Origin of the sequence: Kribbella soli, assembly GCF_004331345.1 — a bacterium.
Classification (GTDB): Bacteria; Actinomycetota; Actinomycetes; order Propionibacteriales; family Kribbellaceae; genus Kribbella; species Kribbella soli.
On sequence record NZ_SJJZ01000003.1, the window covers coordinates 527,477 to 553,141 of the forward strand.

At 69.4% G+C, this 25,665-nt stretch carries 22 protein-coding genes and 1 pseudogene; 7 read left to right on the plus strand and 16 right to left on the minus strand.

Going from position 1 to position 25,665, the window contains the following annotated elements:
- Positions 1-58: 58 nt before the first annotated feature.
- The 4 genes from infB to rimP form a co-directional block, all read right to left on the minus strand.
- Positions 59-3,244 carry a translation initiation factor IF-2 gene (gene infB / locus E0H45_RS25430; RefSeq protein ID WP_131341867.1) on the minus strand — a complete coding sequence of 1,062 codons (3,186 nt, stop codon included), beginning with the start codon at positions 3,242-3,244 and terminating at the stop codon, positions 59-61.
- A 136-nt stretch (positions 3,245-3,380) separates the two neighbouring features.
- Positions 3,381-3,710, minus strand: a complete 330-nt coding sequence (locus tag E0H45_RS25435; protein WP_131341870.1) for a YlxR family protein — start codon at positions 3,708-3,710, stop codon at positions 3,381-3,383.
- A gap of 44 nt (positions 3,711-3,754) precedes the next feature.
- Positions 3,755-4,747, minus strand: a complete 993-nt coding sequence (nusA, locus tag E0H45_RS25440) for a transcription termination factor NusA (RefSeq protein WP_131341872.1) — start codon at positions 4,745-4,747, stop codon at positions 3,755-3,757.
- A gap of 1 nt (position 4,748) precedes the next feature.
- Complete coding sequence (rimP, locus tag E0H45_RS25445; RefSeq protein ID WP_131341874.1) at positions 4,749-5,279, minus strand: ribosome maturation factor RimP; 531 nt, start codon at positions 5,277-5,279, stop codon at positions 4,749-4,751.
- A 150-nt stretch (positions 5,280-5,429) separates the two neighbouring features.
- Between rimP and E0H45_RS25450 the strand changes: the two genes are divergently transcribed.
- Both E0H45_RS25450 and E0H45_RS25455 read left to right on the plus strand, forming a co-directional pair.
- A complete protein-coding gene (locus E0H45_RS25450; protein ID WP_131341876.1) occupies positions 5,430-5,984 on the plus strand; it encodes a cell division protein FtsK in 555 nt (184 codons plus the stop codon).
- Complete coding sequence (locus E0H45_RS25455; RefSeq protein WP_131341878.1) at positions 5,981-6,394, plus strand: ferritin-like domain-containing protein; 414 nt, start codon at positions 5,981-5,983, stop codon at positions 6,392-6,394. The genes E0H45_RS25450 and E0H45_RS25455 overlap by 4 nt, the downstream gene beginning before the upstream one ends.
- Positions 6,395-6,402: 8 nt before the next feature.
- Here E0H45_RS25455 and E0H45_RS25460 read toward each other — a convergent pair whose 3' ends face one another.
- Positions 6,403-7,581 (minus strand): ROK family transcriptional regulator, encoded by a 1,179-nt coding sequence (locus tag E0H45_RS25460; RefSeq protein WP_131341880.1) that lies wholly within the window; start codon positions 7,579-7,581, stop codon positions 6,403-6,405.
- 119 nt (positions 7,582-7,700) lie between these two features.
- Here E0H45_RS25460 and E0H45_RS25465 point away from each other — a divergent pair, with 119 nt between their 5' ends.
- From E0H45_RS25465 to E0H45_RS25475, 3 genes are read left to right on the plus strand one after another with little or no spacing between them, the layout of a single operon-like run.
- A complete protein-coding gene (locus tag E0H45_RS25465) occupies positions 7,701-8,621 on the plus strand; it encodes a carbohydrate ABC transporter permease (RefSeq protein WP_131341882.1) in 921 nt (306 codons plus the stop codon).
- Between the two features lie 10 nt (positions 8,622-8,631).
- A complete protein-coding gene (locus E0H45_RS25470; protein WP_131341884.1) occupies positions 8,632-9,588 on the plus strand; it encodes a carbohydrate ABC transporter permease in 957 nt (318 codons plus the stop codon).
- 10 nt (positions 9,589-9,598) lie between these two features.
- Positions 9,599-10,978, plus strand: a complete 1,380-nt coding sequence (locus E0H45_RS25475) for an ABC transporter substrate-binding protein (protein ID WP_131341886.1) — start codon at positions 9,599-9,601, stop codon at positions 10,976-10,978.
- Between the two features lie 69 nt (positions 10,979-11,047).
- Here the strand turns inward: E0H45_RS25475 and E0H45_RS25480 are convergent, their stop codons facing one another.
- Positions 11,048-12,451, minus strand: coding sequence for an alkaline phosphatase PhoX (locus tag E0H45_RS25480; protein WP_131341888.1), 1,404 nt, complete (start codon positions 12,449-12,451; stop codon positions 11,048-11,050).
- Positions 12,452-12,612: 161 nt separating this feature from the next.
- Here E0H45_RS25480 and E0H45_RS25485 point away from each other — a divergent pair, with 161 nt between their 5' ends.
- A complete protein-coding gene (locus E0H45_RS25485) occupies positions 12,613-13,806 on the plus strand; it encodes a cation:proton antiporter (RefSeq protein ID WP_131341891.1) in 1,194 nt (397 codons plus the stop codon).
- 12 nt (positions 13,807-13,818) lie between these two features.
- Here the strand turns inward: E0H45_RS25485 and E0H45_RS43910 are convergent.
- The 10 genes and pseudogenes from E0H45_RS43910 to hisD form a co-directional block, all read right to left on the minus strand.
- Positions 13,819-15,122 (minus strand): annotated as a pseudogene (locus E0H45_RS43910) (glycoside hydrolase family 15 protein).
- A 47-nt stretch (positions 15,123-15,169) separates the two neighbouring features.
- Positions 15,170-15,397, minus strand: a complete 228-nt coding sequence (locus tag E0H45_RS43350) for a trehalase-like domain-containing protein (protein ID WP_337590419.1) — start codon at positions 15,395-15,397, stop codon at positions 15,170-15,172.
- Positions 15,394-16,758, minus strand: coding sequence for an NAD(P)/FAD-dependent oxidoreductase (locus E0H45_RS25495; protein WP_131341892.1), 1,365 nt, complete (start codon positions 16,756-16,758; stop codon positions 15,394-15,396). Before E0H45_RS25495 ends, E0H45_RS43350 begins: the two co-directional genes overlap by 4 nt.
- A 16-nt stretch (positions 16,759-16,774) precedes the next feature.
- Positions 16,775-18,151 (minus strand): glucose-6-phosphate dehydrogenase, encoded by a 1,377-nt coding sequence (gene zwf, locus E0H45_RS25500; protein ID WP_131341894.1) that lies wholly within the window; start codon positions 18,149-18,151, stop codon positions 16,775-16,777.
- A gap of 38 nt (positions 18,152-18,189) precedes the next feature.
- Complete coding sequence (locus tag E0H45_RS25505) at positions 18,190-19,485, minus strand: DUF2254 domain-containing protein (protein ID WP_202872512.1); 1,296 nt, start codon at positions 19,483-19,485, stop codon at positions 18,190-18,192.
- 22 nt (positions 19,486-19,507) lie between these two features.
- The gene (gene gad, locus E0H45_RS25510; RefSeq protein WP_131341896.1) at positions 19,508-20,899 is read right to left on the minus strand and encodes a glutamate decarboxylase; all 1,392 of its coding nucleotides are present in this window, start codon (positions 20,897-20,899) and stop codon (positions 19,508-19,510) included.
- A gap of 119 nt (positions 20,900-21,018) precedes the next feature.
- Positions 21,019-21,660, minus strand: coding sequence for an imidazole glycerol phosphate synthase subunit HisH (gene hisH / locus E0H45_RS25515; protein WP_131341898.1), 642 nt, complete (start codon positions 21,658-21,660; stop codon positions 21,019-21,021).
- A 10-nt stretch (positions 21,661-21,670) separates the two neighbouring features.
- On the minus strand, positions 21,671-22,273 hold the full coding sequence (gene hisB, locus E0H45_RS25520; RefSeq protein ID WP_131341900.1) for an imidazoleglycerol-phosphate dehydratase HisB: 603 nt from the start codon (positions 22,271-22,273) through the stop codon (positions 21,671-21,673).
- Positions 22,274-22,349: 76 nt separating this feature from the next.
- Positions 22,350-23,468, minus strand: a complete 1,119-nt coding sequence (locus E0H45_RS25525; RefSeq protein WP_131341902.1) for a histidinol-phosphate transaminase — start codon at positions 23,466-23,468, stop codon at positions 22,350-22,352.
- On the minus strand, positions 23,468-24,793 hold the full coding sequence (gene hisD, locus E0H45_RS25530; protein WP_131341904.1) for a histidinol dehydrogenase: 1,326 nt from the start codon (positions 24,791-24,793) through the stop codon (positions 23,468-23,470). Before hisD ends, E0H45_RS25525 begins: the two co-directional genes overlap by 1 nt.
- A 135-nt stretch (positions 24,794-24,928) precedes the next feature.
- Between hisD and E0H45_RS25535 the strand changes: the two genes are divergently transcribed.
- Positions 24,929-25,600: an LON peptidase substrate-binding domain-containing protein gene (locus E0H45_RS25535; protein ID WP_131341906.1), complete on the plus strand. Its 672-nt coding sequence runs from the start codon at positions 24,929-24,931 to the stop codon at positions 25,598-25,600.
- The last annotated feature ends 65 nt before the right edge of the window (positions 25,601-25,665 follow it).

The following is a 25,665-nucleotide window of genomic DNA, read 5'->3' on the forward strand; positions in this document are numbered from 1 at the left end:
ACCAGCGCCTCTCCGGACGTTACTCCGGTGCCCCTGGGATCAGGGGCACCACCTGCTGTCAGCTACGCGGCTTCTCGCGGAGCTCGAACGCCTCGACGACGTCGCCGATCTTGATGTCGTTGAAGTTGTTGATGGTCAGACCACACTCGAAGCCCTCGCGGACCTCGGACGCGTCGTCCTTGAACCTCTTCAGCGACGACAGCTCGGTGTTGTCGACGACCACCGCGCCGTCCCGGATCAACCGGACCTTCGCGTTCCGCTTGAGCAGGCCGCTGGTCACCCAGCAACCGGCGATGTTGCCCACCTTCGAGGAGCGGAAGATCTCCCGGATCTCGGCCTGGCCGAGGGTGACCTCCTCGTAGATCGGCTTGAGCATGCCCTTCAGGGCGGCCTCGATGTCGTCGATCGCCGAGTAGATGACCGAGTAGTACCGGACATCCACGCCCTCGCGCTCGGCCAGGTCTCCGGCCTTGCCCGCCGGCCGCACGTTGAAGCCGATGATGACGGCGTTCGACGCGATGGCCAGGTTGACGTCGTTCTCGTTGATCGCACCGACACCGCGGTCGATGATCCGCAGGTTGACCTCGTCGCCGACCTCGATCCGGACCAGGGCGTCTTCGAGCGCCTCGACCGAACCGGACACGTCGCCCTTGAGGATCAGCAGCAGCTCCTGCGCCTCGCCCTTCTCCATCGAGGCCATGAAGTCCTCGAGGGTACGACGGACGCGACGCTTGGCGTTCGCGGCCGCACGGGCACGGGCTTCGCGCCGCTCGGCGATCTGCCGGGCCCTGCGGTCGTCGTCGACCACCAGGAACTTGTCACCCGCACCTGGCACGGCGGTCAGACCGAGCACCAGGACCGGACGCGACGGAGTCGCCTCCTCGACGGTGTTGCCGTGCTCGTCGAGCATGGCCCGGACCCGGCCGTACGCCGGACCGACCACCATCGAGTCGCCGACCCGGAGCGTGCCGCGCTGCACCAGCACGGTCGCCACCGGACCACGGCCCTTGTCGAGGTTCGCCTCGATCGCGATGCCCTCGGCGTGCATGTCCGGGTTGGCCCGCAGGTCCAGCGCCGCGTCCGCGGTCAGTACGACGCCCTCGAGCAGGCCGTCGATGTTGATCCGGGACTTGGCCGAGACGTCGACGAACATGGTGTCGCCGCCGTACTCCTCGGGGACCAGGCCGTACTCGGTCAGCTGACCGCGCACCTTGGCCGGGTCGGCCGCCGGAACGTCGATCTTGTTCACCGCGACCACGATCGGGACACCCGCCGCACGGGCGTGGTTCAGCGCCTCGATCGTCTGCGGCATCACGCCGTCGTCGGCCGCGACCACCAGGATGACGATGTCGGTGGCCTGCGCACCACGGGCACGCATGGCGGTGAACGCCTCGTGACCCGGGGTGTCGACGAAGGTGATCGCCCGCTCCTGGCCGTCGACCTCGGTGGTCACCTGGTACGCACCGATGTGCTGGGTGATACCACCGGCCTCGTCGGCCACGACGTTCGCCATCCGGATCGCGTCCAGCAGCTTCGTCTTACCGTGGTCGACGTGACCCATGACGGTCACCACCGGCGGCCGCGGTGCCAGGTCGCTGTCGTCGCCCTCGTCGTTGCCGAAGTCGATGTCGAACGACTGCAGCAGCTCGCGGTCCTCGTCCTCCGGCGAGACGATCTGGACGTCGTAGTTCAGCTCGGTACCGAGCAGCTCGAGCGTCTCTTCGTTCACCGACTGGGTCGCGGTCACCATCTCACCGAGGTGGAACAGCACCTGGACCAGCGACGCCGGGTCGACTCCGACCTTCTCGGCGAAGTCCGTCAGCGACGCGCCACGCGGCAGCTTCACGACCTCGCCGTCACCGTGCTTGACGCGCACGCCGCCGACGGCCGGAGCCTGCATGTTGTCGAATTCCTGGCGCTTCGCCCGCTTCGACTTGCGGCCACGACGCGCCGGACCGCCCGGACGCCCGAAGGCACCCTGCGTTCCGCCACGACCGCGGTTGCCCGGACCCGGACGGCCACCGCCGCCACCGGGCGGGCCGCTCGGGCCGCCGCCACCGGGACGGAAGCCGCCACCGGCGCCACCGCCACCGCCACCGCCGCGCGGACCGGCACCCGGACCGCCGCCGGGACGACCACGGCCACCGCCGCCGCCACCACCGCCGCCACCGGGACCGCCGGAGCCGCCACCGGGACGACCGGTGAACGTACCGGCCGAGGACTTCGGCATCATCGCCGGGTTCGGACGCGGGGCGCCCGGAACACCACCGGAACGCGGGCGGTCGCTACCGCCGCGCTCGCCGCCGCCACTGCGACCCTGCGGCGGACGCGGAGCCATACCGGCCGGGCTCGGAGCCTGCCGGTCGCCACCGCCCCCACCCTGGCCGGGGCGTGCGCCACCGCGCTGCATGCCCTGGGTCGAGCTGAACGGGTTGTTGCCCGGACGCGGAGCACCCGGACGCGGACCGCCGCCACCCTGGCCGCCCTGACGGGGCGCGCCGGGACGCGGGGCACCCGGACGGGGTGCACCCGGACGCGGACCGGAACCAGGACCACCCTGTCCACCCGGACGCGGGCCGGAGCCCTGGTTGCCACCCTGACCACCCGGACGCGGGCTCGCACCCGGTGCCGGACGCGGACCCGGACGGGCCGCGGAGTCGCCACCGGTACGACGCGGCGCCGGTGACGGAGCCGACGGGGTCTCCGGGGCCGCCTTCGCGGCCGGAGCCTCGAACGACGGGGCTGCCGGGGTCTCCGTCTTCGCCGCCGGAGCGGACTCGACCGGAGCCGACTCGACCGGAGCGGACTCCTGGCGCGGACCCGGCTTCGGGCCCGGACGCGGGCCCGGCTTGATCCCCGGGGCCGACTTCACCGGCGCAGCCTCGGCCGCAGGGGCCGGCGTGGCCGGAGCCTCGGCGACCGGAGCCGCCTCGGTGCGTACCTCAGCGGCCGGCGCGGTGCGCTCGGCCGGAGCCTTCGGTGCAGCCGGCTGGGCCGGCTTCGGCGCCGGTGCGACCGGTGCGGTCGCCTGCGGCGCGGCAGACGTGCTTGCGGCGGCCTTCTTGGCCGCGCGCTTCTTCGGCGGGTTCTTCTCGAACTCCTCCGCCAACCGTCGGACGACGGGTGCCTCGATCGTCGAGGACGCCGATCGGACGAACTCTCCCATGTCGTTCAGCCTGGTCAGAACGACCTTGCTGGTAACTCCGAGCTCTTTCGCGAGCTCGTAGACCCGGACCTTTGCCACTACTCTCCCTCTGGTCCGAGCCTGGGGCGCGGACCGTTAGTTGACGTACATGCTCATCGCATTGCACTCATCGTTCGACACTCATCGAGTGGTCATGAGTCGATGACCCGCCTTCATGTCGGTCACGACGGTCCGGTCAGACCGCCGCGGACGGCCGGGTGGCCGCCTTTTGCACTACTTCTTCCCTATCACGCTGCTCGACGTACTCCTGCAGCCCGGTCACGTCGAGCGGCCCCGGGACCTTGAAGGCCCGTGGGAACGCCTTGCGCCGGACTGCCAGGTCGAGGCACTCGGTCGCCGGGTGCAAGTGCGCCCCGCGACCGGGAGCCCGACGATCGGGATCCGGGAGGACAAGTCCTCCGGACACCGTCATCCGCAGCAGGTCAGTCGGACTGGATCGTTTCCGGCACCCGATACAGGTGCGCTCCCGAAGCTTCTCAGGGCGCGCGTCTGCAGTTTCTGTCACAGTTCCTCAGGGTGTGGTGACGACTCAGTCGACCGACCGAGAGATCAGTCTACCTTCTTGTCCTCACCAGTCACATCGGTATCCGGGCGGATGTCGATCCGCCAGCCGGTGAGCCGGGCGGCGAGGCGGGCGTTCTGCCCTTCCTTGCCGATCGCGAGCGACAGCTGATAGTCGGGTACGACGACGCGTGCGGCACGGGCCGCGGCGTCGACCACCTCGACAGACGTAACCTGCGCCGGGGACAGCGCATTCCCGACGAACGTCGCCGGATCGTCGCTGTGGTCGATGATGTCGATCTTCTCGCCGTGCAGCTCGTGCATGATGTTGCGCACCCGCTGGCCCATCGGCCCGATGCACGCGCCCTTGCCGTTCACGGACGGGTTCAGGGTGCGGACGGCGATCTTGGTCCGGTGCCCCGCCTCGCGGGCGATCGCGGTGATCTCGACGGTGCCGTCGGCGATCTCCGGGACCTCCAGCGCGAACAGCTTCTTCACCAGGTTCGGGTGCGTCCGGCTGACGGTGATCTGCGGCCCTTTGAAGCCCTTCCGGACGCCGACGACGTACACCCGCAGGCGGGAGCCGTGCTCGTACTTCTCCCCCGGCACCTGCTCGGGCGCCGGCAGCACGGCCTCGATCTTGCCGAGGTCGACCATCACCGACCGCGGGTCGCGGCCCTGCTGGACGACACCCGAGACGATGTCGCCCTCCTTGCCGGAGAACTCGCCGTACCGCACCTCGTCCTCGGCGTCGCGCAGCCGCTGCAGGATGATCTGCTTGGCCGTGGTGGCGGCGATCCGGCCGAAGTCGGCCGGGGTGTCGTCGTACTCCCGGGCCAGCGTGCCGTCCTCGGCCAGCTCGCGGGCGAAGACGGTCACGTGCCCGGTCTTGCGGTCCAGCTCGGCGCGAGCGTGCTGCTGCGCGCCCTCGGTGCGGTGGTACGCGACCAGCAGCGCCTGCTCGATCGCCTCGACGACCACGTCCAGGGAGATGTCCTTCTCCCGTTCCAGTGACCGCAGCACGGCCATGTCGATGTCCATGTCAGTTCTCCTCCACCGTGCCGTCGGCAGGTGTTTCTGGTTCGTCGTTGCCGGCGGGCCGGTTGAATTCGATCTGGACCTTGGCCTTCTCGACGTCGGCGTACGCGACCGTCTGCCGCTTGCCGTCCACGTCCAGCTCGGCCGCCTCCTCGGAGACGGACTTGATCCGGCCGGTCAGCTTCCCGCCGTCGGTCAGCGTGACCGCGACCAGGCGGCTGATGTTGCGCCGCCAGTGCCGGGGCAGGGTGAGCGGCCGGTCGACGCCGGGGCTGGAAACCTCCAGCGTGTAGGCGCCCTCGCCCATGATGTCGTCGGCGTCGAGCGCCTTGGAGATGGCTCTGGTCACCTCGGCGACGTCGTCCAGGCTGATACCGCGGTCGCGGTCGACCAGGACGCGCAGCAAGCGGCGCCGTCCGGCCGGAGCGATGTCCGCGGCCTCCAGGTCGCAGCCGAACTGCTCGACGATCGGCCGCAGGAAGTTCTCGAGGCTCGTGGTGTCCGTGTGGCTCGTGGGGCCCGGCTTTCGGCTCACAGGTTGACCTGCCTCTCTCCAGTTGTGCACCCGTTCCGCTCCCGACGGTCCGGCCGAGAGCAGTAGCCCACCTTATCCGCCCGGTGCCCTGATCCCGGTCATCGGCTCTCCCTGGCCGGTCATGGGCGGGTCAGCAGGTATCGTTCCGCCGTGCCTGAACGCCGCCTCAATCGACGCACTGTCGTCGTCACCGCCGCCCTTGTCCCGGGCGCGGTCGCGCTGGCCGGTTGCAAGGACGACGCCGCCTCCGGAGCCGGTACGCCGGGATCGAACGGCGCCGTGAACGGCACGCCGACGGCACCGGGGCCGACCGAGGAGACACCGACCGTCGACCCGGCAGTCGTCGCGGCGCTCAGTACTGCGGCGACCCAGGTGACTCAATTGTCCCAGCTCTACGCAACCGCGAGCCGCAAGTTCCCGGCGCTGCGGACCCAGCTCGCCGCGGGAGCGAAGTACCACGTGAGCCACCTGGCGAAGCTCAAGGAAACCCAGGGTGTGACAGCGCAGGCGGCCAAGTCCGCCGTCCCGGCGAGTTCGCAGGCCGCGCTGGCCGCCATCGCCAAGCAGGAGAAGGCCACCGCTGTCGCCCACGCGGCCGCCGCGGCCAAGCTGTCCGGCGCCCCGGCCCGCCTGCTCGCCGAGATCGCCGCGGCCGAGACCCAGCTGTCCTCGACGCTCACGCCGAAGAAGAAGGAAGCCTCGTGAACCAGGTCGAAGCCCTGCAGGCCGCGCTCGCCGGTGAGCACGCCGCGCTGTACGGCGTGGGCGTTGCCGGGGGCAAGCTCAGCGGGGCCAGGTTCCGGGACGCGACCGACACGTTCGAGATCCACCGCGGCAACCGCGACCGCCTGAGCGCCTTGCTGGTCGCCGCCGGCGAGACCCCGGTCGCCGCCCAACCGGCGTACGACCTCCCCCAGGTCGTCAGCAACACCGCGACAGCAACCGCCCTGGTTCTGCTGATCGAGCGCCGGATCGCGGCGGTGTACGGCGACCTCATCGAGGCCGCCGAACAACCCGCCGTACGCGCCTTCGCCATCGAGACCCTGCTCGGGTACGCGACCAGCCAACTCACCTGGGGCGGCGCCCCGGTGGCCTTCCCCGGCGCGACTGCCTGACGCACCGATCAGACGCCGAGGACGTGCTGGATGCCTGCCACCGCGGCGCCGCGAGCCCAGTCGGTAAAGGTCAGCGGGGTGGTGACGAGCTCGAGCGTGCAGCGCTGGATCTCGAACGGTCCCGGGCGGAGTCGATCATCGATCGTCTCCTGCAGAGCCGGCGAGTCGGTGAAGGCGGTGACGTCCTCGCCACCGAGCACGATGCAGGTCGTCTGGAGCGCCCCGGCGAACGAGGCCACGACATGCCCGAGCGCCCGGGCCGCGTCGTCGAGCCGACGGGCTGCGCGCTGATCGCCGGCGGACCGGGCCTGGACGAGGTCGGCCAGAGTGACGGGGTGCTTGGCTCCCGCTGAGGCGTTGCGCTCGAGATCCTCCCGGTTGAGATAGGCCGCCACACACCCGCGATGGCCGAGGCCGCAGCTGGGTCCGCTGCTGTCGACGGGTGCGTGCGCCAGCAGATGACCGTTGTCGATCAGTTCCTCGACGGCGACGCCGTTCCGGACGACGCCCACGCCCAGGCCGGCGCCGACGGTGATGATGCCGAAGGTCGAGTGGCCGCGGCCGGCGCCGAACCAGAGTTGCTCGCGGGCCAGCGCGGTGACGTCGTTGGTGACGATGACCGGAAGGCCGGTCCGGTCCCGCAGCGGTGCACCGAGATCGACCTCGCTCCAGCCCAGGAACGTCCCCTCCCGGACGACCGAACGTTCCGCGATCACTCCACCCACGGACACCCCGACGCCGTCCACGGTCGGCACCTTCGGAGCGAGCCGGTTCACCAGCTGGGCGATGAGCTTCACAGTGGCGGCAACCGGGACGGTACCGTCCTCGTCGGGCCGGGGCAGGGCCGTCCTCGTGGTCGCTTTGACCTCGCCGAACAGGTCGCAGACGACGCCGTACGCCGTGTCGCCGGTGAGCTTGACGCCGACGACGTGCCGGGCGCTGGGCACCGCGGTCAGGACGTGGCGGGGCCGGCCGATCGCTGCGGCCGACTCGGGGTCCTCGCTGGCGATGCCGCCGTGGATGAGAGCCCGGGCCAATCGGGACATCGACGCATAGGAGAGGTTGAGCCGGTCGCCGAGGTCACCCCTGGTCGCCGGCCCGTGGATCAGCAGCTGGCGGGTGACGGCGAGCTCTCCCGCGGTCAGGCCCCGCTCACCGGCTGGTCGCTCAGACGTGCCAGTCACCATCCACCCAGTTTACAAATCGTCGACGTGACCCTTGTCACACCGGCCATCCTGGCTTATTTTCAATCTGACTGTAAATAGCCCTGGACCCCGGCGAGCAGTCCCCGGGCGAAGGAGAGCTAATGGTCACCACGACCTCGATCCGGCCGGCGAAGACCGGTCGCGCCAGGAACGGCCCGCGCGACGACACTCGTCTGGCGCTGCTGTTCATCCTTCCCGCTCTGGTCGGCTTCGCAGTGTTCCTGGTCTGGCCGACCTTGCGCGGGATCTACCTCAGCTTCACGAAGTTCAACCTGCTCACGCCGCCGGAGTTCAACGGTCTGGACAACTACGTCCGGATGGTCCAGGACCCGGTGTTCTGGAACGCGCTGAAGGTGACGCTCTACTACGTCATCCTGAACATCGGCTTCCAGACGGTCCTCGCGCTGGTGATCGCGGTGATGATGCAGCGGCTGACGCAGCGGACCTGGCTGCGCGGCATCGTCCTGACGCCGTTCCTGGTCTCGAACGTGGTCGCCGCGATGGTCTTCCTCTGGATCCTCGACTACCAGCTCGGCATCGGGAACACGATCATCGCCGCGATCGGCCTCGACCGGATCCCGTTCCTGTCCGACAGCGCCTGGGCCATCCCGACGATCGCCTTCATCAATGTCTGGCGGCATGTCGGCTACACCGCGCTGCTGATCTTCGCCGGCCTGCAGACGATCCCCGAGACCGTCTACGAGGCAGGCCGCATCGACGGCGCGGGCGAGGTACGGATGTTCCGCAGCATCACGGTGCCGCTGCTGCGCCCGATCCTCTCGCTCGTCCTGATCATCACGGTGGTCGGCTCGTTCCAGGTGTTCGACACCGTGGCGATCGCGACGCGCGGTGGTCCCGTCGATTCCTCCCGGGTGCTGCAGTACTACATCTACGACGTCGCGTTCGGTCGTTTCCAGTTCGGCTACGCGTCGGCCATGTCCGTGGCGCTGCTCGCCGTCCTGGTGATCGTCACGTTCCTCCAGTACCGGCTCACCCGCGCCGAGTCCTCCGACCTGGCCTGAGGAGGCGACCATGACCACCGACACCACGCCGAAGATCGGCGCCGCGCCACCCGTAGTCGTCACGGAACCCTCGGCCACCCCGAGCGAACCCCACCGGTTCAGCGCCGGCCGCGCGCTCGCCTGGACGTTCATGATCCTGGTGATCCTCGTCAGCCTGTTCCCGTTCTACTGGATGCTGCGCACCGCGCTGTCCAGCAACAACGCCCTCTACGCGGGCTCCGACAACCTGCTGCCGGTGCAGACCTCGGCCGGCGGCTTCGAGCGGGTCTTCGGCCTGCAGACCGGGCAGGAGGCCATCGACGCCGGTGGCGCCGGGCAGGCGATCAACTTCTGGCGCTACCTGTTCAACTCCGTCGTCGTCGCCACGCTCATCACCGTCGGGCAGGTGTTCTTCTCCGCGATGGCGGCGTACGCGTTCGCACGGCTGCAGTGGAAGCACCGGGAGAAGGTCTTCGCCTTCTTCCTGGCCGGCCTGATGATCCCGGCGATCTTCACGCTGCTGCCGAACTTCGTGCTGATCAAGCAACTCGGCCTGGTGGACACCCTGCTCGGGATCTCCCTGCCGACCATGTTCATGACGCCGTTCGCGGTGTTCTTCCTGCGCCAGTTCTTCCTCGGGATCTCCCGCGAGGTGGAGGAGGCCGCGCTGATGGACGGCGCTTCCAAGGTCAGGGTGTTCTTCCGGCTCATCATTCCGATGTCGATGGCCCCGATCACGACGCTGGCGATCCTCACCTACATCGCGGCGTGGAACGAGTACTTCTGGGCCCTGATGGTGAGCTACACCGACAAGTCGCGCGTCCTCACCGTCGCGCTCGGCGTCTTCAAGTCCCAGACGCCACAGACCGGCCCCGACTGGTCCGGCCTGATGGCCGCCACCCTCGTCGCCGCCCTTCCGATGCTCCTGCTCTTCATGCTCTTCGCGAAGCGCATCGTCAACTCCATCGGCTTCAGCGGGATCAAGTGAGGAGCCCGGCATGATCACCTTCCGGCAACGGATCCGCACCGCGGTCGCCCTGCTCACCGCGGCGGCCTTGACCGCCTGCGGCGCCACGACCGGCAGCAGCGCGAACGGGACCATCGAGTACTGGCTGTGGGACTCCGCCCAGCAGCCGGGCTACCAGAAGTGCGCCGACGCGTTCGCGCAGGCCAACCCCGGCCTGAAGATCCATATCTCGCAGTACGGCTGGGACGCCTACTGGTCCAAGCTCACCGCGGGCTTCATCGCCGACACCGCGCCCGACGTCTTCACCGACCACCTGTCGAAGTTCGCCCAGTACGTCGATCTGAAGGTCCTCCGCCCGCTCGACGACCTCGGCCCGACCGGCGACATCGAGGACGGCGATTACCAGCCGGGCCTGGCGGAACTGTGGAAGGGCCAGGACGGCAAGCGGTACGGCGCCCCGAAGGACTGGGACACGATCGCCATCTTCTACGACGCTGCCGCGATCAAGGCGGCCGGCGTGGATCCCGCCGAGCTGCAGACCCTCACCTGGAACCCCCAGGACGGCGGCACGTTCGAGAAGCTCGTCGCACATCTCACCATCGACGAGAAGGGCGTCCGAGGTGACGAGCCGGGCTTCGACAAGGCGCACGTCAAGACGCACGGCCTCGGCTCCGAGGGCTCCGGCGGCGGTGGCTGGGGCCAGACGCAGTGGTCGGCGTTCACCGGCAGCACGGGCTGGCAGGCAACCGACAAGAACCCGTGGGGCACGAAGTTCAACCTGGACCAGCCGGCCCTCCAGGACACGCTGAGCTGGTACTTCGGCCTGGTGCAGAAGGGCTACATGCCCAGCTACGAGGAGATCGGCGGGGCGAACGCGATCGGCACCGACAAGCAGATCCAGTCCGGTACGGCGGCCATGGGCCTGAGCGGCTCGTGGATGATCTCCAGCTTCACCAAGCTCACCGACTCCGCCGGCAAGAAGCTGGACATCGGGCTGGCGCCGACCCCGATCGGGCCGAGCGGCAAGCGGGCGTCGATGTTCAACGGCCTGGCCGACTCGGTCACCACGCTGTCGAAGCAGCCCGAGAACGCCGCGAAGTGGGTCAAGTTCCTGTCCGGCGAGGAATGCCAGAACATCATCGGCCAGTCCGGCGTCGTGTTCCCGGCCAGGCCGGCCGGCACCGACCTGGCGATCGCCTACAACAAGTCCGAGCGCAAGCTCGACGTCACCCCGTTCACCCAGCAGGTCGTGGACAAGACGACGTTCCTGTTCCCGGTGACGACGAACGCGGCCGATATCGCGGCCCTGATGGCACCACGCCTCGACGCCGTCTACATCGGCAGTTCGCCGGTCAGCTCGCTGACGAAGCTCAACACCCAGCTCGACGACCTGTTCAAGGTCGCCCAGTAGGGCGCCCAGTAGGAGGAAAGGTCGGCCCGGCTCGCGACTGTTCAGACCCGATCGCGAGCCGGGCGCCCACTACCGCCTACGGCGCCACGGGCCGGTGATCGCGTAGGTGATGCCGGGGTTGTAGACGTTGAAGAACATCGTCCGGCCGTCCGCGGAGAAGCCGGCGCCCGCCAGTTCGCCGTACTCCGGATCCTCCGGGGTGCCGTTGTTCACCCGGTTGCGGGCGAACTTGAACACCTGACCGTCCTCCGTGGTGCCGAGGATGTGCTGCTCGCCGAGCCCGTCCTCGCACATCATCAGTCCGCCGTACGGCGACATCGTGATGTTGTCGGGGGCATCGAACTCGGGGTCGTCCGAGCCGGGCGACGGCCGGGTGAAGATCACCTCGAGGCGCAGGGTCTGCTTCCGCGGGTCGTATCGCCAGACCTGGCCGTCGTGGTTCACCTTCGGGCCGAGCTCGGTCCGCGCGAACGACGAGACGAAGTACACGCAGCGGTCCCGGGTCCCCCACCAGCAGCCTTCGAGCTTGTAGCCGCCGGTGATCGGCTTGGCGTAGTCCTGCGCCCGGACCGACTCGGTCGTCGCCAGCGGATCCGGCACTTTCACCCACTGCACACCATGGAACAGCGTGCCGGCCTCCTGGACGACCGACAGGTCGGGCAGGTCCGGAATGTGCATCGCCTGCAGCTCGCCACCGGCGCGCAGCGAGCCCCAGCCGCCGCGCGGGCGGTTCGGCAGGAACCGGTAGAAGCCGCCGAGGGGCGCGACGAACGCGTCCTCGGTCTCGTACACGATCCCGGTGGACGGATCGATGGCGACGGCCTCGTGCTGGAACCGGCCCATCGGCTTCAGCGGCGTCGGGTTGACGTTGCGGCGGTCGTCGTACGGGTCGACCTCGAAGATGAAGCCGTGGTCCTTGGTGTAGCCGCTCTCACCGGCCTTGAGTTCGGTCTCCTCACAGGTCAGCCAGGTCCGCCACGGGGTGATCCCACCGGAGCAGTTGATCGCCGTACCGCCGAGGCTGACGAACTCCTGCGTCGCCGCGTTGTGCCGGTTCACGACCAGCGTGCTGGTGCCGCCGGCACCAGCCGGGTCGTAGGTCCGCTCGGCCGGGGCGACGACCTTGATGGCCGCGGTCGGACTGCACTCGTGGTTGCGGACCAGCCGGGCACCGCCGTCGCGGTCCGCGAACGCGCCCATGCCGTCGAACCGGCTCGGGGTCTGCAGCCCGTCGGGCCGGACGGTGCCCTCACGGGACAGGATCTTGTAGCTGAACCCGTGCGGCAGGTCGAGCATGCCGTCCGGGTCCTCGATCAGCGGTCCATAGCCGATCTTCGGGCCGGACGTGCCGAGCGCGGGCTGGGCGGTGTACAGCGCCTCCACCGAGCCGGCCAGACTGATCGCGACTCCCGCGGCGGCGGCACGGCCGACGAACTGACGTCTGGACAGAGAGCTGGACTCGAGTTCGGACACGGGCGGCCTCCAAGCTTCGGCACAAGCAGTGGTCGACAGTGAACGTACGGTAAACAACTCGCCAACAGCAAGAGAACGCGTGTCAGAAAGCCACCGCGATGCGCGGGTCTCGTCCGACCTGAGGGAGGTCTCGGGCACGGATCCGCGGTCAGGGTGGAGAGATGAGCGCTGATCTCGGTCGCGGACTGACCAGCCTGTTCGTCGTCGTGCTGGTGGCGGCCCTGACACCTGTGCTCGTCGGGTTGCTCAGCCGGCTGCGGATCCCCCAGGTCGTAGTGCTCATTCTCGGCGGCGTGGTGGTCGGACCGCACGTGCTTGATCTCGCCGACCCGGAAAGTATCGAACTGCTCGCGAACCTCGGTCTGGGGTTCCTGTTCCTGCTGGCGGGTTATGAGCTCGATCTGGCGGTCTTCCGGCAGCGGGCCGGCAAGCTCGCTGTCGTCGGATGGCTGATCGCGGTGGCGCTGGCCATTGCGGTCGTCGCGGCGCTCGCGGAGCTGGGGGTCGTGCGGGCGTTCGTGCCGGTCGCGCTCGGCCTGACGACGACGGCGCTCGGAACGCTGTTACCGATCCTGCGGGACAACAACATGCTGGGCGGGTCGTTCGGCTCCTACGTCCTGGCCGCGGGGGCGGTCGGGGAGTTCCTGCCCGTCGTTGCCATCGCGATCTTCCTCGGGTCGCACGGCCGGTTCATCGGGCTCATCTCACTGGTCGCGGTGGGCGTCCTCGGGCTCCTGCTGAGTCTGGCGCCCAGACTGGGTCGTGGCGGCCGGATCGCGCAGATCCTGTCGGAGGGGCAGGATGCGACCTCGCAGACCACGCTGCGCTGGACGGTCGCGATGTTGCTGCTCCTGCTCGTCATCGCCAGCGACTTCGGGCTCGACGTCGTCCTGGGTGCCTTCGTGGCGGGTGTCGTCCTGCATCGGTGGGCACCCGGGAACGTCGAGGCGCTGGACCACAAACTCGATGCCGTCGGCTACGGCTTCTTCATCCCCATCTTCTTCGTGTCGTCCGGGATGGGTCTCGACCTGCACTCGATCGCCGAGGCACCCGGTCGGCTGTTCCTGTTCTTCTTCTTGCTGCTCGCCGTGCGCGGCCTGCCGACCCTGCTCGTGTACCGATCCGCGCTCGGCTGGCCGCGACGTCTCGAGCTCGTCTTCGTGGTGTCGACGGCGTTGCCGCTGCTCGTCGCTCTCAGCGAGATCGGACTCGAGACCGGTGAGATGCTGCCCGAGAACGCGGCCGCGTTGGTGGGCGCTGGCGTCCTGTCCGTGCTGGTGTACCCGGCGATCGCCGTCGCCATCCACCGCAGGATCGCCCGAACGCCCGACGAGCCCGGCGACCCCCGGCCCTAGCTTCTCCGCCGGTCAGGTCGCCGCCGCGTCCGCCCGCCGGCGCGCGGCCGGAATGCCCGACGCACCATGCCGGCGGGACTTCGCGCGATCCAGCGCGGCGTCGAGCGTGATGGCCGCGTCGATCAGCGCCAGGTGCGTGAAGGCCTGCGGGAAGTTGCCGAGTTGCTGACCAGTCCGGCCGATCTCCTCGGAGAACAGGCCCACGTGATTGGCGTAGGTGAGCATCTTCTCGAAGATCAGCCGTGCCTCGTCGAGGCGGCCGGCCCGGGCCAGGGCGTCGACATAGTTGAAGGTACAGAGCGAGAACGTGCCCTCATCACCGGCCAGCCCGTCCGGTGACGCGGCCGGGTCGTAGCGGTAGACCAGGCTGTCGACCACCAGTTCGGCCTCCATCGCGTCCAGGGTCGACAACCACATCGGATCGGTGGGCCCGATGGCGCCGACCGTTGCCATCCGCAACATGGACGAGTCGAGCACGGTGTCGCCGTAGTGCTGCACGAAGGCCCCGAGTTTCTCGTTCCAGCCGCGCTGCAGCACCTGGTTGTGGATCGCGTCCCGCGTCGTCACCCACCGGCCCACCGAGCCGGCAGGCCCCGCTCGGTGGCCAGCCTGATGGCCCGGTCGAAGGCGACCCAGCTCATCACCCGGCCGTAGGTGAAGTCCTTCTGCCCGCCGCGCGTCTCCCAGATCCCTTCCCCGGGCAGGTCCCAGTTCTCGGCCAGCCAGTCGACGATGCCCCGCAGGGCGGCCCAGGTCTGGAGGTCGACGTCGATGCCGTGCTGGTCGGCGAAGTAGATGCTGTCCAGCGCCTCACCGTAGATGTCCATCTGCCGCTGCTCCGAGGCACCGTTGCCGATCCGTACCGGCCGGGAGCCGCGGTAGCCCTCCAGGTGCTCGAGGGACTCCTCGGTCAGATCGGACGACCCGTCCACGCGGTACATGATGTTCAGTGGGCCGCCTCTCCCGCCGGCCTTCTCCTGAACGCGGTCACGCAGCCAGCCGCAGAAGTCCGCCGCCTCCTCGGTGAAGCCGAGGCCGAGCAGCGCGTAGACGGAGAACGACGCGTCCCGCACCCAGGTGTAGCGGTAGTCCCAGTTGCGCTCGCCGCCGATCTGCTCGGGCAACCCGGCCGTCGGAGCGGCGACCAGTGCGCCGGTCGGCGCGTACGTCATCAGCTTGAGCGTGATCGCCGAGCGCTGCAGCATCTCCCGCCACCGGCCGGTGTATGTCGACTGCGACAACCAGTCGCGCCAGAACGCGGCCGCGTCGTCGAACATGGCGGTGAACTCCGCGACCCGGATCTCCCGCGGTGGCATGAAGTCGACCACCTCGCCGACGCCGTCCTCGGTCAGGAAGCGGGTGATCAGGATGGCGGTGTCCGGGAAGTACAGCTGCCGGCTGGTGACGTCGGTGCCGGTCGCCCGAATCCGGAAATGCCGCCACGTTCCTGGTCGAGCAGCGCGGCGAAGACGCTCGGCGAATCGAACCCTGGACAGCAGAACCAGTCAATGGACCCGTCCGTGGTTACCAGCGCAGCGGTCTGCAGATCGCCGATCATCCCGTGGTCGGCGATGGGTGGGTAGTCGGTCATGATGGATCGTCTCCGGTTCGGTCGTGGTACAGATCGACGCCACCGGGCGCGACTTGCTGCATCGTGAAGGCTCGTTCGCGCCGGGTCTCCCGGCTGAAGGCGGTCGCCCAACTGAGCACCGCCCCGAGCCGGTTGCGGTAACCGGTCAGGAAGGCGAGGTGGATGCCGAGCCAGGCCAGCCAGCCGATCCGGCCGCTCAGGTGCACCGGGCCGACCGATACGACCGCCTGACCGCGCGCGATGTACGCCGCGGAGCCCAGATCGCGGTACTTGAACGGCTTCGGCGGATCGGTCTGGCCGTCCACCTCGTCCCTGATCCGCTTCGCCGCGTAGTACCCGGTCTGCATCGCCACCTCGCCGACGCCGGGCAGCTCGTCGAGGCTCATCACGTCACCGACCACCGAGATCTCCGGGTGGCCGGGCAGGGTGAGATCCGGCTGGACCTTGATCCGGCCGGCCCGGTCCTGCTCCGCGCCCGTCGCCTGCGCGAGCACGTCGGCGACCGGCGGCGCCGTCACCCCGGCGGTCCACAGCACGGTTCCGACCTCGTACGACGTACTCGCGCCGTCGGGTCCCCGGACCACCAACCCGCTCTGGTGGACGTCGGTGACGATCGATCTCAGGTGGAGCTCGACGCCCAGGTCGGCCAGCGCGGCGGCGGCCTTCGCGGACAACTTCGGCCCGAACGACGCGAGCGGCTCGTCGCCACCGTGGAAGAGCAGCACCTTCGCCTCGGTGGGATCGATGTCGTGGAACTGCTTGCTCAGCGTCGAGGTGGCCAGCTCACGGATCTGCCCGGCCAGCTCGACACCCGTCGGGCCGGCGCCGACCAGAGCGAACGAGAGCCACCGCCGGCGCTCCTCGGGATCGGTAGCCGACTGGGCCATTTCGAACGCGCCGAAGATCCGGCGCCGGATCAGCAGCGCGTCGGCCAGCGTCTTCATGCCGGGTGCGAACGCGGCGAACTCGTCATGCCCGAAGTACGACTGCTGCACGCCGGTGGCCAGGATCAGGTCGTCGTACGGGAACTGGATCTCGCCGCCGGTCGGCCGCAGGGCGTGCACGATGCGGGCCTGGACGTCGAAACCGGTCACCGCGGCGAGCACGCAGTCGACGTTGGCGTGCCGGCGCAGGATGGCCCGCAGCGGCATCGCGATCTCGCCCTCGGACAGCACCCCGGTGGCGCACTGGTACAGCAGAGGCTGGAACAGGTGGTGGGCGGCGCGGTCGACCAGGGTGACCTGCACCCGCCGACGCCGGAATGCACGCGCCGCGAACAGACCGGCGAAACCGCCGCCCACGATCACCACCCGGCGAGGCTCCGATCGATCCTCCACGCCGTTCCTGGTACGCCGTCTCATCGTCCCGCCTCCTGGATCATCCGGCCGGGTCGAACCAGATCGCGCCCTGCGGCAGCAGTGCGTCGGCCTCCTTCGGCCCCCAACTGCCCTTGGCGTACGGGATGACGGGGACGACGTCGTCGAGCACCGGCTCGACCACTCGCCAGGCGGCCTCGACCGTCTGCTGGGCGGCGAAGAGCGACTGCCGGCCCTCGAGCGCGGCCCCGATCAGCCGGTCGTACGGTCGCTGGTCGGATCCCGCCACCTCGGCGAAGGTGAGGTGCTCGGCCTGCGCTGTCCAGCCGGCGCCGGGCTTCTTGCCGCACAGAGTAAGCCCGACCTCGCTCCCCGGCCAGATCCGGAACCGCAGCTGGTTCGCGTAGGCGGAATCCCCGAGCCTGAAGATGTCCTGCGGCGGACGGTGGAACCGGATCACCACCTCGGTCGCGGTGACCGGCAGACACTTCCCTGCCCGAATCGCGATCGGTACGCCGGCCCAGCGCCAGGTGTCGAGGGTGAGCCGGACCGCGACGTACGTCTCGGTCCGCGACCCGGGCTCGACACCGGCGACGTCCAGGTAGCCGTCGTACTGCCCGCGCACGGTGTCGTCGGCGGTGAGTGGGCGTAGTGAGCCGATGACCGCCCCCTTCTGAGCCCGCCAGGCGGCGTCGTCGAGATGACCCGGCGGATCGGCCAGCACGCTCGCGAGCACCTGCAGCATGTGGTTCTGGAGGACGTCGCGGATCGCCCCGGTACGGTCGTAGAAGCTGCCACGGTCGGACACGTCGAAGTTCTCCGCCATGGTGATCTGGATGCTCGCCACGTGGTCGCGGTTGAGCAGCGGTTCGACCACCGAGTTGGCGAAGCGGGCGAACAGCACGTTCTCCAACGGGTCCAGGCCGAGCCAGTGGTCCACCCGGTAGATGGCCTCCTCGGGGAAGACCTCGTTCATGGTCGCGTTGAGCTTCTGGGCGCTGGCGAGGTCGGTGCCGAACGGCTTCTCGACCATCACCCGGGCCTCGTCGGCCTTGCCCGCGACCGCGATGCCCTTGGCGATTCGCCCGAACAGCGGTGGCGGCACCTCGAGGTAGAACAACGCCCGTTTCCCGGCGCCGACCTCGTCGGCCATGGCGGCGTACGTCGCCTCGTCATCGAGGTCGCCGTCGATGTAGCGCAGGAGGCGGAGCATGCCGGCCGCCGCGGGGCTGTCGGGGTCCATCCCGTTGGCCCGCAATGACGCCACCGCGTACGCGCGGAACTGGTCGAGTCCCCAGCCACTCTTGGCCACTCCGACGATCGGTACGTCGAGCACGCCCCGGTCGACCAACCCGACCAGGGCCGGGAAGGTCTCCAGCTTCGCGAGATCACCGGTCGCACCGAAGATGACCAGCGCGTCCATGTCAGCGGTTGGCATAGCGGTTCTCCACATCAGTAGGGGCTGTCCGGCTCCGATCAACGGCGGGCATCGGAGTTCTCGCCTTCCCGGGTGGCGCCAAGGCCCTGCCGGTCGCTCATCCGCGCCAGCGCCCGCTCGGACGGGTCGGCGAACGCCGCGTCGGTCGCCCGGTTCAGGGCGTCGAGGTGAAACTGCACGACCGCCCGGCGTTCGGGCGGGACTCCGGTCCGCAGATCCTCGAGCAGGGCACGCAGCCGCCGGCAGATCTGCGGCGAGGTGGCGCCGTACAGGCGGATCTCGGTCACGCCGACGTCGAGGTACTCCGCCCAGCCGCGGGTCCGGACGACCAGGCGGATCTGCCCGCCGACGTCGAGCGCGGTTCCCCGGAAGGCTCGATCGGAGCAGCCGATCCCGAGCAACAGGTCGCCGATGTGGTTGAGCACCTGGGTCGCTGTGGTGGGGTCGTTGACCGCCGGCGACAGCGCCCGGATGGCGATGTCGACCATGATCCGCAGCGCGAAGGCCGGGTCCTGGTCGATCGTGCGCTCCCGGCCCAACGAGACCATCCCGCACAGTCGCCGCAGCTCGGTCGCGCTCGCTGCCCCGTGAACCTCCATCAGCACGCTCCCCGCGGTCACGAAGTCACCGATCGTGTGCGGTATGACGCAGACCTGCCCGCGGGCCGCCGCGGACCGCACGAGGGCCGCGACGTCGACGTCCTGGACGGCGCCCGAGCGCGGCGCCACGATCCGTGCGTCCGGCTCACCACGTATGGCCTGGTTGTCGAAGCTCCCGGCGGACGAGCTGAAGCCGTCGTCCTCGGCCGCGATCGCCAGGCCGGCCTGTGCCATCGCCGCCGCGACCGCTACCGGCCGCAAGGCATGCACGAACCGGTCGAAGTACAGCAGCAGGAGGACCAGGTCGATGCTGACGGCCAGTCCGACCAGGGAGACGCCCAGGTCAGGCACGGAATCGGACTCCACATGGCGCAGCAAGGCGAAGGCGAAGGTGAACGTGGCCGTGAACGCCGCCAGGACGAGCTTCTGAAGCCGATCCCGGTACCACAGCCGCAGGAAGCGCGGCGACAGCGTGCCGGTCGCCATCTGTACGACGAGCACGCCGATCGTGACCACGAAGCCGATCAGGCCGACCATCGAGCCGGCGGCGGCCGACAGCACACTGTTCGCGGTGCCCCCGGAGTACGACCACGCCGGAGGCAGGTCGATGAAGCCCTCGATCCACAGGTCGATCCCGGACAGCACCACACCGGCGACTCCGCCGATCAGCGGCACCACCCAGAGGCTCTGCCGAATGGACTGGCGGGCCTGGAAGCCGGCTGCCCAGGACATCATGGTCGTCGTCCCGTCATCCCGGTCAGTGATGGAACCCGGCCGGCTCCTCCTCCTGCGGCATCGGAGCCGCCAGCCCGTCGAGCCACTCGACCGCGACCCGCACGTCCCGCAGGAACAGGTCGGCCATGTCGTGACTGAATCCGTTCCGCACGACCACTCGCAGGACGACCAGATCCTCCCGGTTCGGCGGCATCGTGTACGCCGGCACCAGCCAGCCCCGCTCGCGCAGCTTCCGCGAGACGTCGTACGCCGTGTACTTCCTGATACCGTCGGCCATCCGGAACGCGAACACCGGCAGGTCTCGTCCGTCCGAGACCAGCTCGAACTCGGGCATGTCCTTGAGCGCCTCGCTCAGGTGTACGGCAACGTCCTGGCAGGTCTGCTGGATCCGCCGGTAGCCGTCCCGGCCGAGTCGCAGGAACTGGAAGTACTGCAGCAGCACCTGCGCGCCGGGCCGGGAGAAGTTGAGCGCGAACGTCGGCATGTTCCCGCCGAGGTAGTTCACCTTGAAGACGAGCTCCTCGGGCAGGTTCTCGGTGTGCCGCCACAGCACCCAGCCGACGCCCGGATAGACGAGCCCGTACTTGTGACCGGACGCTTGGATCGACGCCACCCGGGGCAGCCGGAAGTCCCACACCAGGTCGGGCTGCAGGAAGGGAGCGACGAAGCCCCCTGACGCGGCGTCGACGTGCACCGGCACGTTCAGTCCGGTCTGCTCCTCCAGTTCGTCCAGCGCGGCGCAGATCTGGGCGACCGGCTCGTAACTGCCTTCCATCGTCGAACCGAGGATGGCGACCACACCGATGGTGTTCTCGTCCACGAACCGCACGGCCCGGTCGGCAGTCAGGTAGAGGTCGTCACCCTCCAGCGGCACGTACCGCGGCTCGACATCCCAGTATTCGGCGAACTTCTCCCACACGACCTGCACGTTCTGGCCCATCACGAGGTTGGGCCGGTCGAAGGGCTTACCCGCGGCGCGACGCGCGTGCTGCCAGCGCCGCTTGAGCGCCAGGCCGCCCAGCATGCAGCCCTCGGAACTGCCCGTCGTCGACGTCCCGATCGCGTCAGCCGCGTCCGGCGCGTTCCACAAGTCGGCGAGCATCCGCACGCATCGGCTCTCGATCTCCGCCGTCTGCGGGTACTCGTCCTTGTCGACCATGTTCTTGTCGACCGTCTCGGCGTACAGCCGGTCCGCCTCGTCGTCCATCCACGTGGTCACGAACGTGGCCAGGTTGAACCGCGCGTTGCCGTCCAGCATGACCTCGTCCCGGACGATCCCGTACGCCGACTGAGGCAGCATCTCCTGATCCGGCATCCGGTCTTTCGGGACCGACACCACGGTGTCCCTTGTGAACCTTGGTAGGACGGTCAGATCGCCGGCCGCCCGTTTCGTGGTGCTGCTGATCCCGGTCATCGCCGCTCACCCCTCGATCACGGCGACACGGCGTGCCGCCGCAATCCATCCCATACCCGGGCGTCCGGGACGTCTTCACCCGCTCCGCATGAGGCGCACGCCGTACACCCGCGCGGCACTCAGAGCGCGCGGACCCAGTTGGCCAGGAGTTCGGCGCCGGCGTCGCCGGACTTCTCCGGATGGAACTGGGTCGCGGAGAGCGGGCCGTTCTCGACGGCGGCGACGAAGCGGTCGGCGCCGTACGTCGTCCACGTCACCAGCGGGGCGACCGACTCGCGGGCGTCCTGCAGCTGCCACTCGCGGACGCCGTACGAGTGGACGAAGTAGAACCGTTCCTTCTCGATGCCGTCGAAGAGTGTCGTGCCGCCGGGGACGTCGACCGTGTTCCAGCCCATGTGCGGGACCGGCTGGTCGTCCTTCGGCTGCAGGCGTTCGACGGTGCCGGGCCACTGCTCGCAGCCCTCGGTCTCGGTACCGTGCTCGATACCGCGGGCGAACAGGATCTGCATGCCCACACAGATCCCGAGCACCGGACGCCCGCCGGTCAGCCGGCGGTCGACCGCGACATCGCCGCGGACCGCCTTCAGCCCGGTCATGCAGGCCTCGAAGGCACCCACGCCCGGGACGAGCAGACCGTCCGCGTTGCAGGCCGCGTCGAAGTCAGAGGTCACCGTGACGTCTGCGCCGACACGTTGCAGGGCACGCTCGCCCGACCGGATGTTGCCGGAGCCGTAGTCGAGCAGGACGACCCTCCTGCTCACAGTGCCGCCTTCACAGGGCGCCCTTGGTGGACGGGATGCCCGGCTGCCGTGGGTCCAGCTCGGCGGCGGCCCGGAGTGCCCGGGCGAACGCCTTGAACTGCGCCTCGACGATGTGGTGCGGGTCGCGACCGGACAGCACCCGGATGTGGACGCAGATCGCGGCGTTGAACGCGAGCGTCTCGAACACGTGCTGGGTCAGCGAACCGGCGTAGTCACCGCCGATGATCGCGTACACCTGGCCGTCCGGCTCGCCGGTGTGCACGCAGTACGGGCGCCCGGACAGGTCGACCGTGCAGTGCACGAGCGCCTCGTCGAGCGGCACCGTTGCGTCGCCGAACCGGCGGATCCCGCGCTTGTCGCCGAGCGCCTCGCGCAGTGCCTGGCCGATACCGATCGCGGTGTCCTCGACCGTGTGGTGCGCGTCGATCTCCAGGTCGCCGACCGTGTTCACGTGCAGGTCGAGCAGCGCGTGCTTGGCGAGCGCGTTGAGCATGTGGTCGTAGAAGCCGACCCCCGTGGAGATGTCCGCCCGGCCCTCGCCGTCGATGTTCAGCTCGACCAGGACCTTCGACTCACTCGTCTCCCGATCGATCCGCGCCGTACGCTGGCTCATCCACGTCCTCGCTTCGCTCCGGGCGCGGATGAGGCACTAACCGCGCTGTGCCTTCTGATGCGCTCGCTTCGCTCCCTCATGTCTGCCTTCCCGTGTCTGTCTTCAGAACGCGCTCCAGCGAAGCGCGGAACGCGGCCATCTCGTCGCCGGTGCCGATCGAGACCCGCAGCCAGCCGTCCGGACCGGTCTCCCGGATCAGTACGCCGTCGTCCAGCAACGCCTGCCAGACCGCGTGCCGATCCGCGAACGTGCCGAACAGAACGAAGTTCGCGTCCGAGTCCACCGCCCGCAGCCCCAATGACCGCAGCCAGTCGACCGTCTCGTCCCGCTCCACTCGGAGCTGCTCGACCCGGCCGAGCAACTCGTCGGAGTGCTGCAACGCCGCCCGCGCGACCGCCTGCGTCACCGCGGACAAGTGGTACGGCAGCCGAACGATCCGCAACGCGTCCACGAACTGCTTGCTTGCGGCAAGGTATCCGACCCGCCCGCCGGCCATCGCGAACGCCTTCGACATGGTCCGCGCGACCGCAAGATTCGGGTACGACGGCAACAAGCTGACCGCACTAGGTGTCCCGGCGCGGCGGAACTCGGCGTACGCCTCGTCCACCACGACCACGGCGCCCTGGGCAGCGGCCTGCGCGACGATCGCCTCGGTCACGTCGATCGGCAGTGCCGTGCCGGTCGGGTTGTTCGGAGAGGCGAGCAGCACCACCGACGGGCGGTGCCGGGAGATCGCCGCGAGCGCCTTGCTCTTGTCCAGCGTGAAGTCCTCGGCGCGGCGGCCGGCGACCCACGCCGTGTTCGTGTCCCGCGCGTACTCCGGGTACATCGAGTACGTCGGCGCGAACGAGAGCGCCGTACGACCGGGGCCGCCGAAGGCCTGCAGGATGTGCAGCATGACCTCGTTGGACCCGTTCGCCGCCCAGAGCTGCTCCGGCTCCAGTTGCGCGCCGGACTCACGCGCCAGGTACGCCGCAAGGTCCGCACGGAGGCCGAGGAACTCGCGGTCCGGGTAGCGGTTCATGCCACGGGCAGCCTCGGTGACCGCCGCGGCGATGTCGGCGACGGTCGCCTCGCTCGCCGGATACGGGTTCTCGTTGACGTTCAGGAGCACCGGGACGTCGAGTTGCGGGGCGCCGTACGGCTCGAAGCTCTTCAGCTCCTCGCGGATCGGCAACCCGTCGAAGCGCCCCATCACCGCTCCCCTGGGAAGCGAACGGACACCGCGGCGCCGTGGGCCGGCAGGTCCTCGGCGTGGGCGAGCGTGACCACGTGACCGGCGACCGCTTGCAACGCGTCGCGCGAGTAGTTGATCACGTGCACTGCCTTCAAGAAGCTGCGCACGGACAGGCCGGACGAGTGGCAGGCGCAACCGGCCGTCGGGAGGACGTGGTTGGAGCCTGCGCAGTAGTCGCCGAGCGACACCGGCGACCAACTGCCGACGAAGATCGCGCCGGCGTTGGTGATCAGGCCGGCCCGCTCCTCGGCGTCCGCGGTCTGGATCTCCAGGTGCTCGGCGGCATACGCGTCGACCACCGCGGTGCCCTGCTCGAGGTCGTCGACCAGCACGACGGCCGACTGCTGACCGTTGAGAGCCTCTGTCACGCGGTCCTGGTGCTTGGTCTTCGCGACCTGGACCGGCAGCTCGGCCTCGACCGCGACGGCCAAGGCTTCGGACGGTGTCACCAGCACGCTGGCGGCCATCGGGTCGTGTTCGGCCTGGCTGATCAGGTCGGCGGCGACGTGCTTCGCGTCCGCGGTGTCGTCGGCGAGGACCGCGATCTCGGTCGGGCCGGCCTCGGAGTCGATACCGACCTCACCCAGCAGGAACCGCTTGGCAGCGACCACGTAGATGTTGCCCGGACCCGTGATCAGGTTGACCTTCTTGCAGCCGTCGAAGCCGTACGCGAAACCGGCGATCGCCTGTGCGCCGCCCATCGCGTAGACCTCTTCGATCCCGAGCAGCGCGCACACCGCCAGCACTGTCGGGTGCGGCAGGCCGCCGAACTCCTTCTGCGGCGGCGAGGCAACAGCCAGCGACGGCACACCGGCCACCTGCGCCGGCACGACGTTCATCAGGACGCTCGACGCGAGCGGCGCACGGCCACCGGGCACGTACAGGCCCACGCGCTGGACCGGGACGAACCGCTGGGTCACCCGCCCGCCTGGTGCGGGCTCGGAGGCGATGTCGGCGGTGAGCTCGTCCTGGCTGACCTCGCGGACCCGGCGGATCGACTCCTCGAAGGCGCTGCGCACCTCCGGGTCGAGCTCCTCGAGCGCGGTCTTCAACGCCTCGGCCGGGACCCGGATGTCCTCGACGCGCACATGGTCGAACTTCTCGCCGTACTCCCGGATCGCCTCGAGGCCGCGATGGCGGACGTCCAGGCAGATGGGTCGGACGACGTCGAGAGCTTTCTCGACGTCGAACACGGCTCGGGGAACGAGGGCATTCACTTCGGCTTGGAGGTCGGAAACCTCTCCGGCCGCCACTCGGCCCCGCAGGTCGACGCGGCGAATCATGGCGCCAGTCTAGTGGCGCGACCCGGGCTGCTCCGCGCCATATCCACACCTCGGCCCCGAGCGACGCCGTACCGGCTCTGTCACTGGCCCTGTCACCGGCCGTGATGTGGGGATACGTCCACTAGGCTCGTTGCCATGGACTCCCGCCTGCCGTTGCTCACTGTCGACACGGTGATCTTTCCCGGCCTGGTGGTCTCGATTCCGGTGACCGATGTCCAGGGCCGCGCGGTGGTCCGCGACCTGGTCGAGAACGGCGGCGAACTGGTCTGCGGCGCGCTCGCGGTCCGGGACGGGTACGAGCTGGGTGAGCGGGTGTTCCGGTCGCTGTACGGGACCGGCTGCGCGGCGACGATCTCCGAGATCGCGCTGGACGCGGACGACGACGGACCGGTCGAGGTGACGCTGACCGGGAACCGGCGGTTCAAGGTGAGCGAGCTCGACGGCGGCGGCGACTACCTGGTCGCGGATGTCGAGTGGCTGGCCGACGACCTCGGCGACGACCCGCTGGGTACGGCGACAATCGCGCTCGAGAGGTTCCGCAAGTACGCCGAGGCAGTGAGCGAGATCAGCCGCCCCGGCCTGCACCTCGGCGACCTCCCCGACGACCCCGGCACGCTGTCGTACCTGATGTCGGCCGCGATGAAGCTCATGACGCCCGACCGCCAGAAGCTCCTCGAAGCCGCCGACGTCACCACCCGGCTCGTCCAGCTCGTCAGCCTCATCGACACCGAGCTCTCCGCGATCGCCGCGCTCCCCTCCCTCCCCGCCACCGACCTCATGGCCTGGTCCGCCCTCTCCCCGAACTGATGCCCCGCGCCGCAAGTTCGCGTCGTAAGTCCGGCCGGTGCGATCGCAGCTCCCCACGCCCAGCA

Excerpts from the sequence above, each read along its gene's own strand:
- nusA (WP_131341872.1), bottom strand. The coding sequence starts at position 4,747 with ATGGACATCGACATGGCCGTGCTGCGGTCACTGGAACGGGAGAAGGAC.
- E0H45_RS25460 (WP_131341880.1), bottom strand. The coding sequence starts at position 7,581 with ATGGTGACTGGCACGTCTGAGCGACCAGCCGGTGAGCGGGGCCTGACC.
- E0H45_RS25465 (WP_131341882.1), top strand. The coding sequence starts at position 7,701 with ATGGTCACCACGACCTCGATCCGGCCGGCGAAGACCGGTCGCGCCAGG.
- E0H45_RS25470 (WP_131341884.1), top strand. The coding sequence starts at position 8,632 with ATGACCACCGACACCACGCCGAAGATCGGCGCCGCGCCACCCGTAGTC.
- E0H45_RS25475 (WP_131341886.1), top strand. The coding sequence starts at position 9,599 with ATGATCACCTTCCGGCAACGGATCCGCACCGCGGTCGCCCTGCTCACC.
- E0H45_RS25485 (WP_131341891.1), top strand. The coding sequence starts at position 12,613 with ATGAGCGCTGATCTCGGTCGCGGACTGACCAGCCTGTTCGTCGTCGTG.
- E0H45_RS43350 (WP_337590419.1), bottom strand. The coding sequence starts at position 15,397 with ATGACCGACTACCCACCCATCGCCGACCACGGGATGATCGGCGATCTG.
- E0H45_RS25495 (WP_131341892.1), bottom strand. The coding sequence starts at position 16,758 with ATGAGACGGCGTACCAGGAACGGCGTGGAGGATCGATCGGAGCCTCGC.
- zwf (WP_131341894.1), bottom strand. The coding sequence starts at position 18,151 with ATGCCAACCGCTGACATGGACGCGCTGGTCATCTTCGGTGCGACCGGT.
- E0H45_RS25505 (WP_202872512.1), bottom strand. The coding sequence starts at position 19,485 with ATGATGTCCTGGGCAGCCGGCTTCCAGGCCCGCCAGTCCATTCGGCAG.
- gad (WP_131341896.1), bottom strand. The coding sequence starts at position 20,899 with ATGACCGGGATCAGCAGCACCACGAAACGGGCGGCCGGCGATCTGACC.
- hisB (WP_131341900.1), bottom strand. The coding sequence starts at position 22,273 with ATGAGCCAGCGTACGGCGCGGATCGATCGGGAGACGAGTGAGTCGAAG.
- E0H45_RS25525 (WP_131341902.1), bottom strand. The coding sequence starts at position 23,468 with ATGGGGCGCTTCGACGGGTTGCCGATCCGCGAGGAGCTGAAGAGCTTC.
- hisD (WP_131341904.1), bottom strand. The coding sequence starts at position 24,793 with ATGATTCGCCGCGTCGACCTGCGGGGCCGAGTGGCGGCCGGAGAGGTT.
- E0H45_RS25535 (WP_131341906.1), top strand. The coding sequence starts at position 24,929 with ATGGACTCCCGCCTGCCGTTGCTCACTGTCGACACGGTGATCTTTCCC.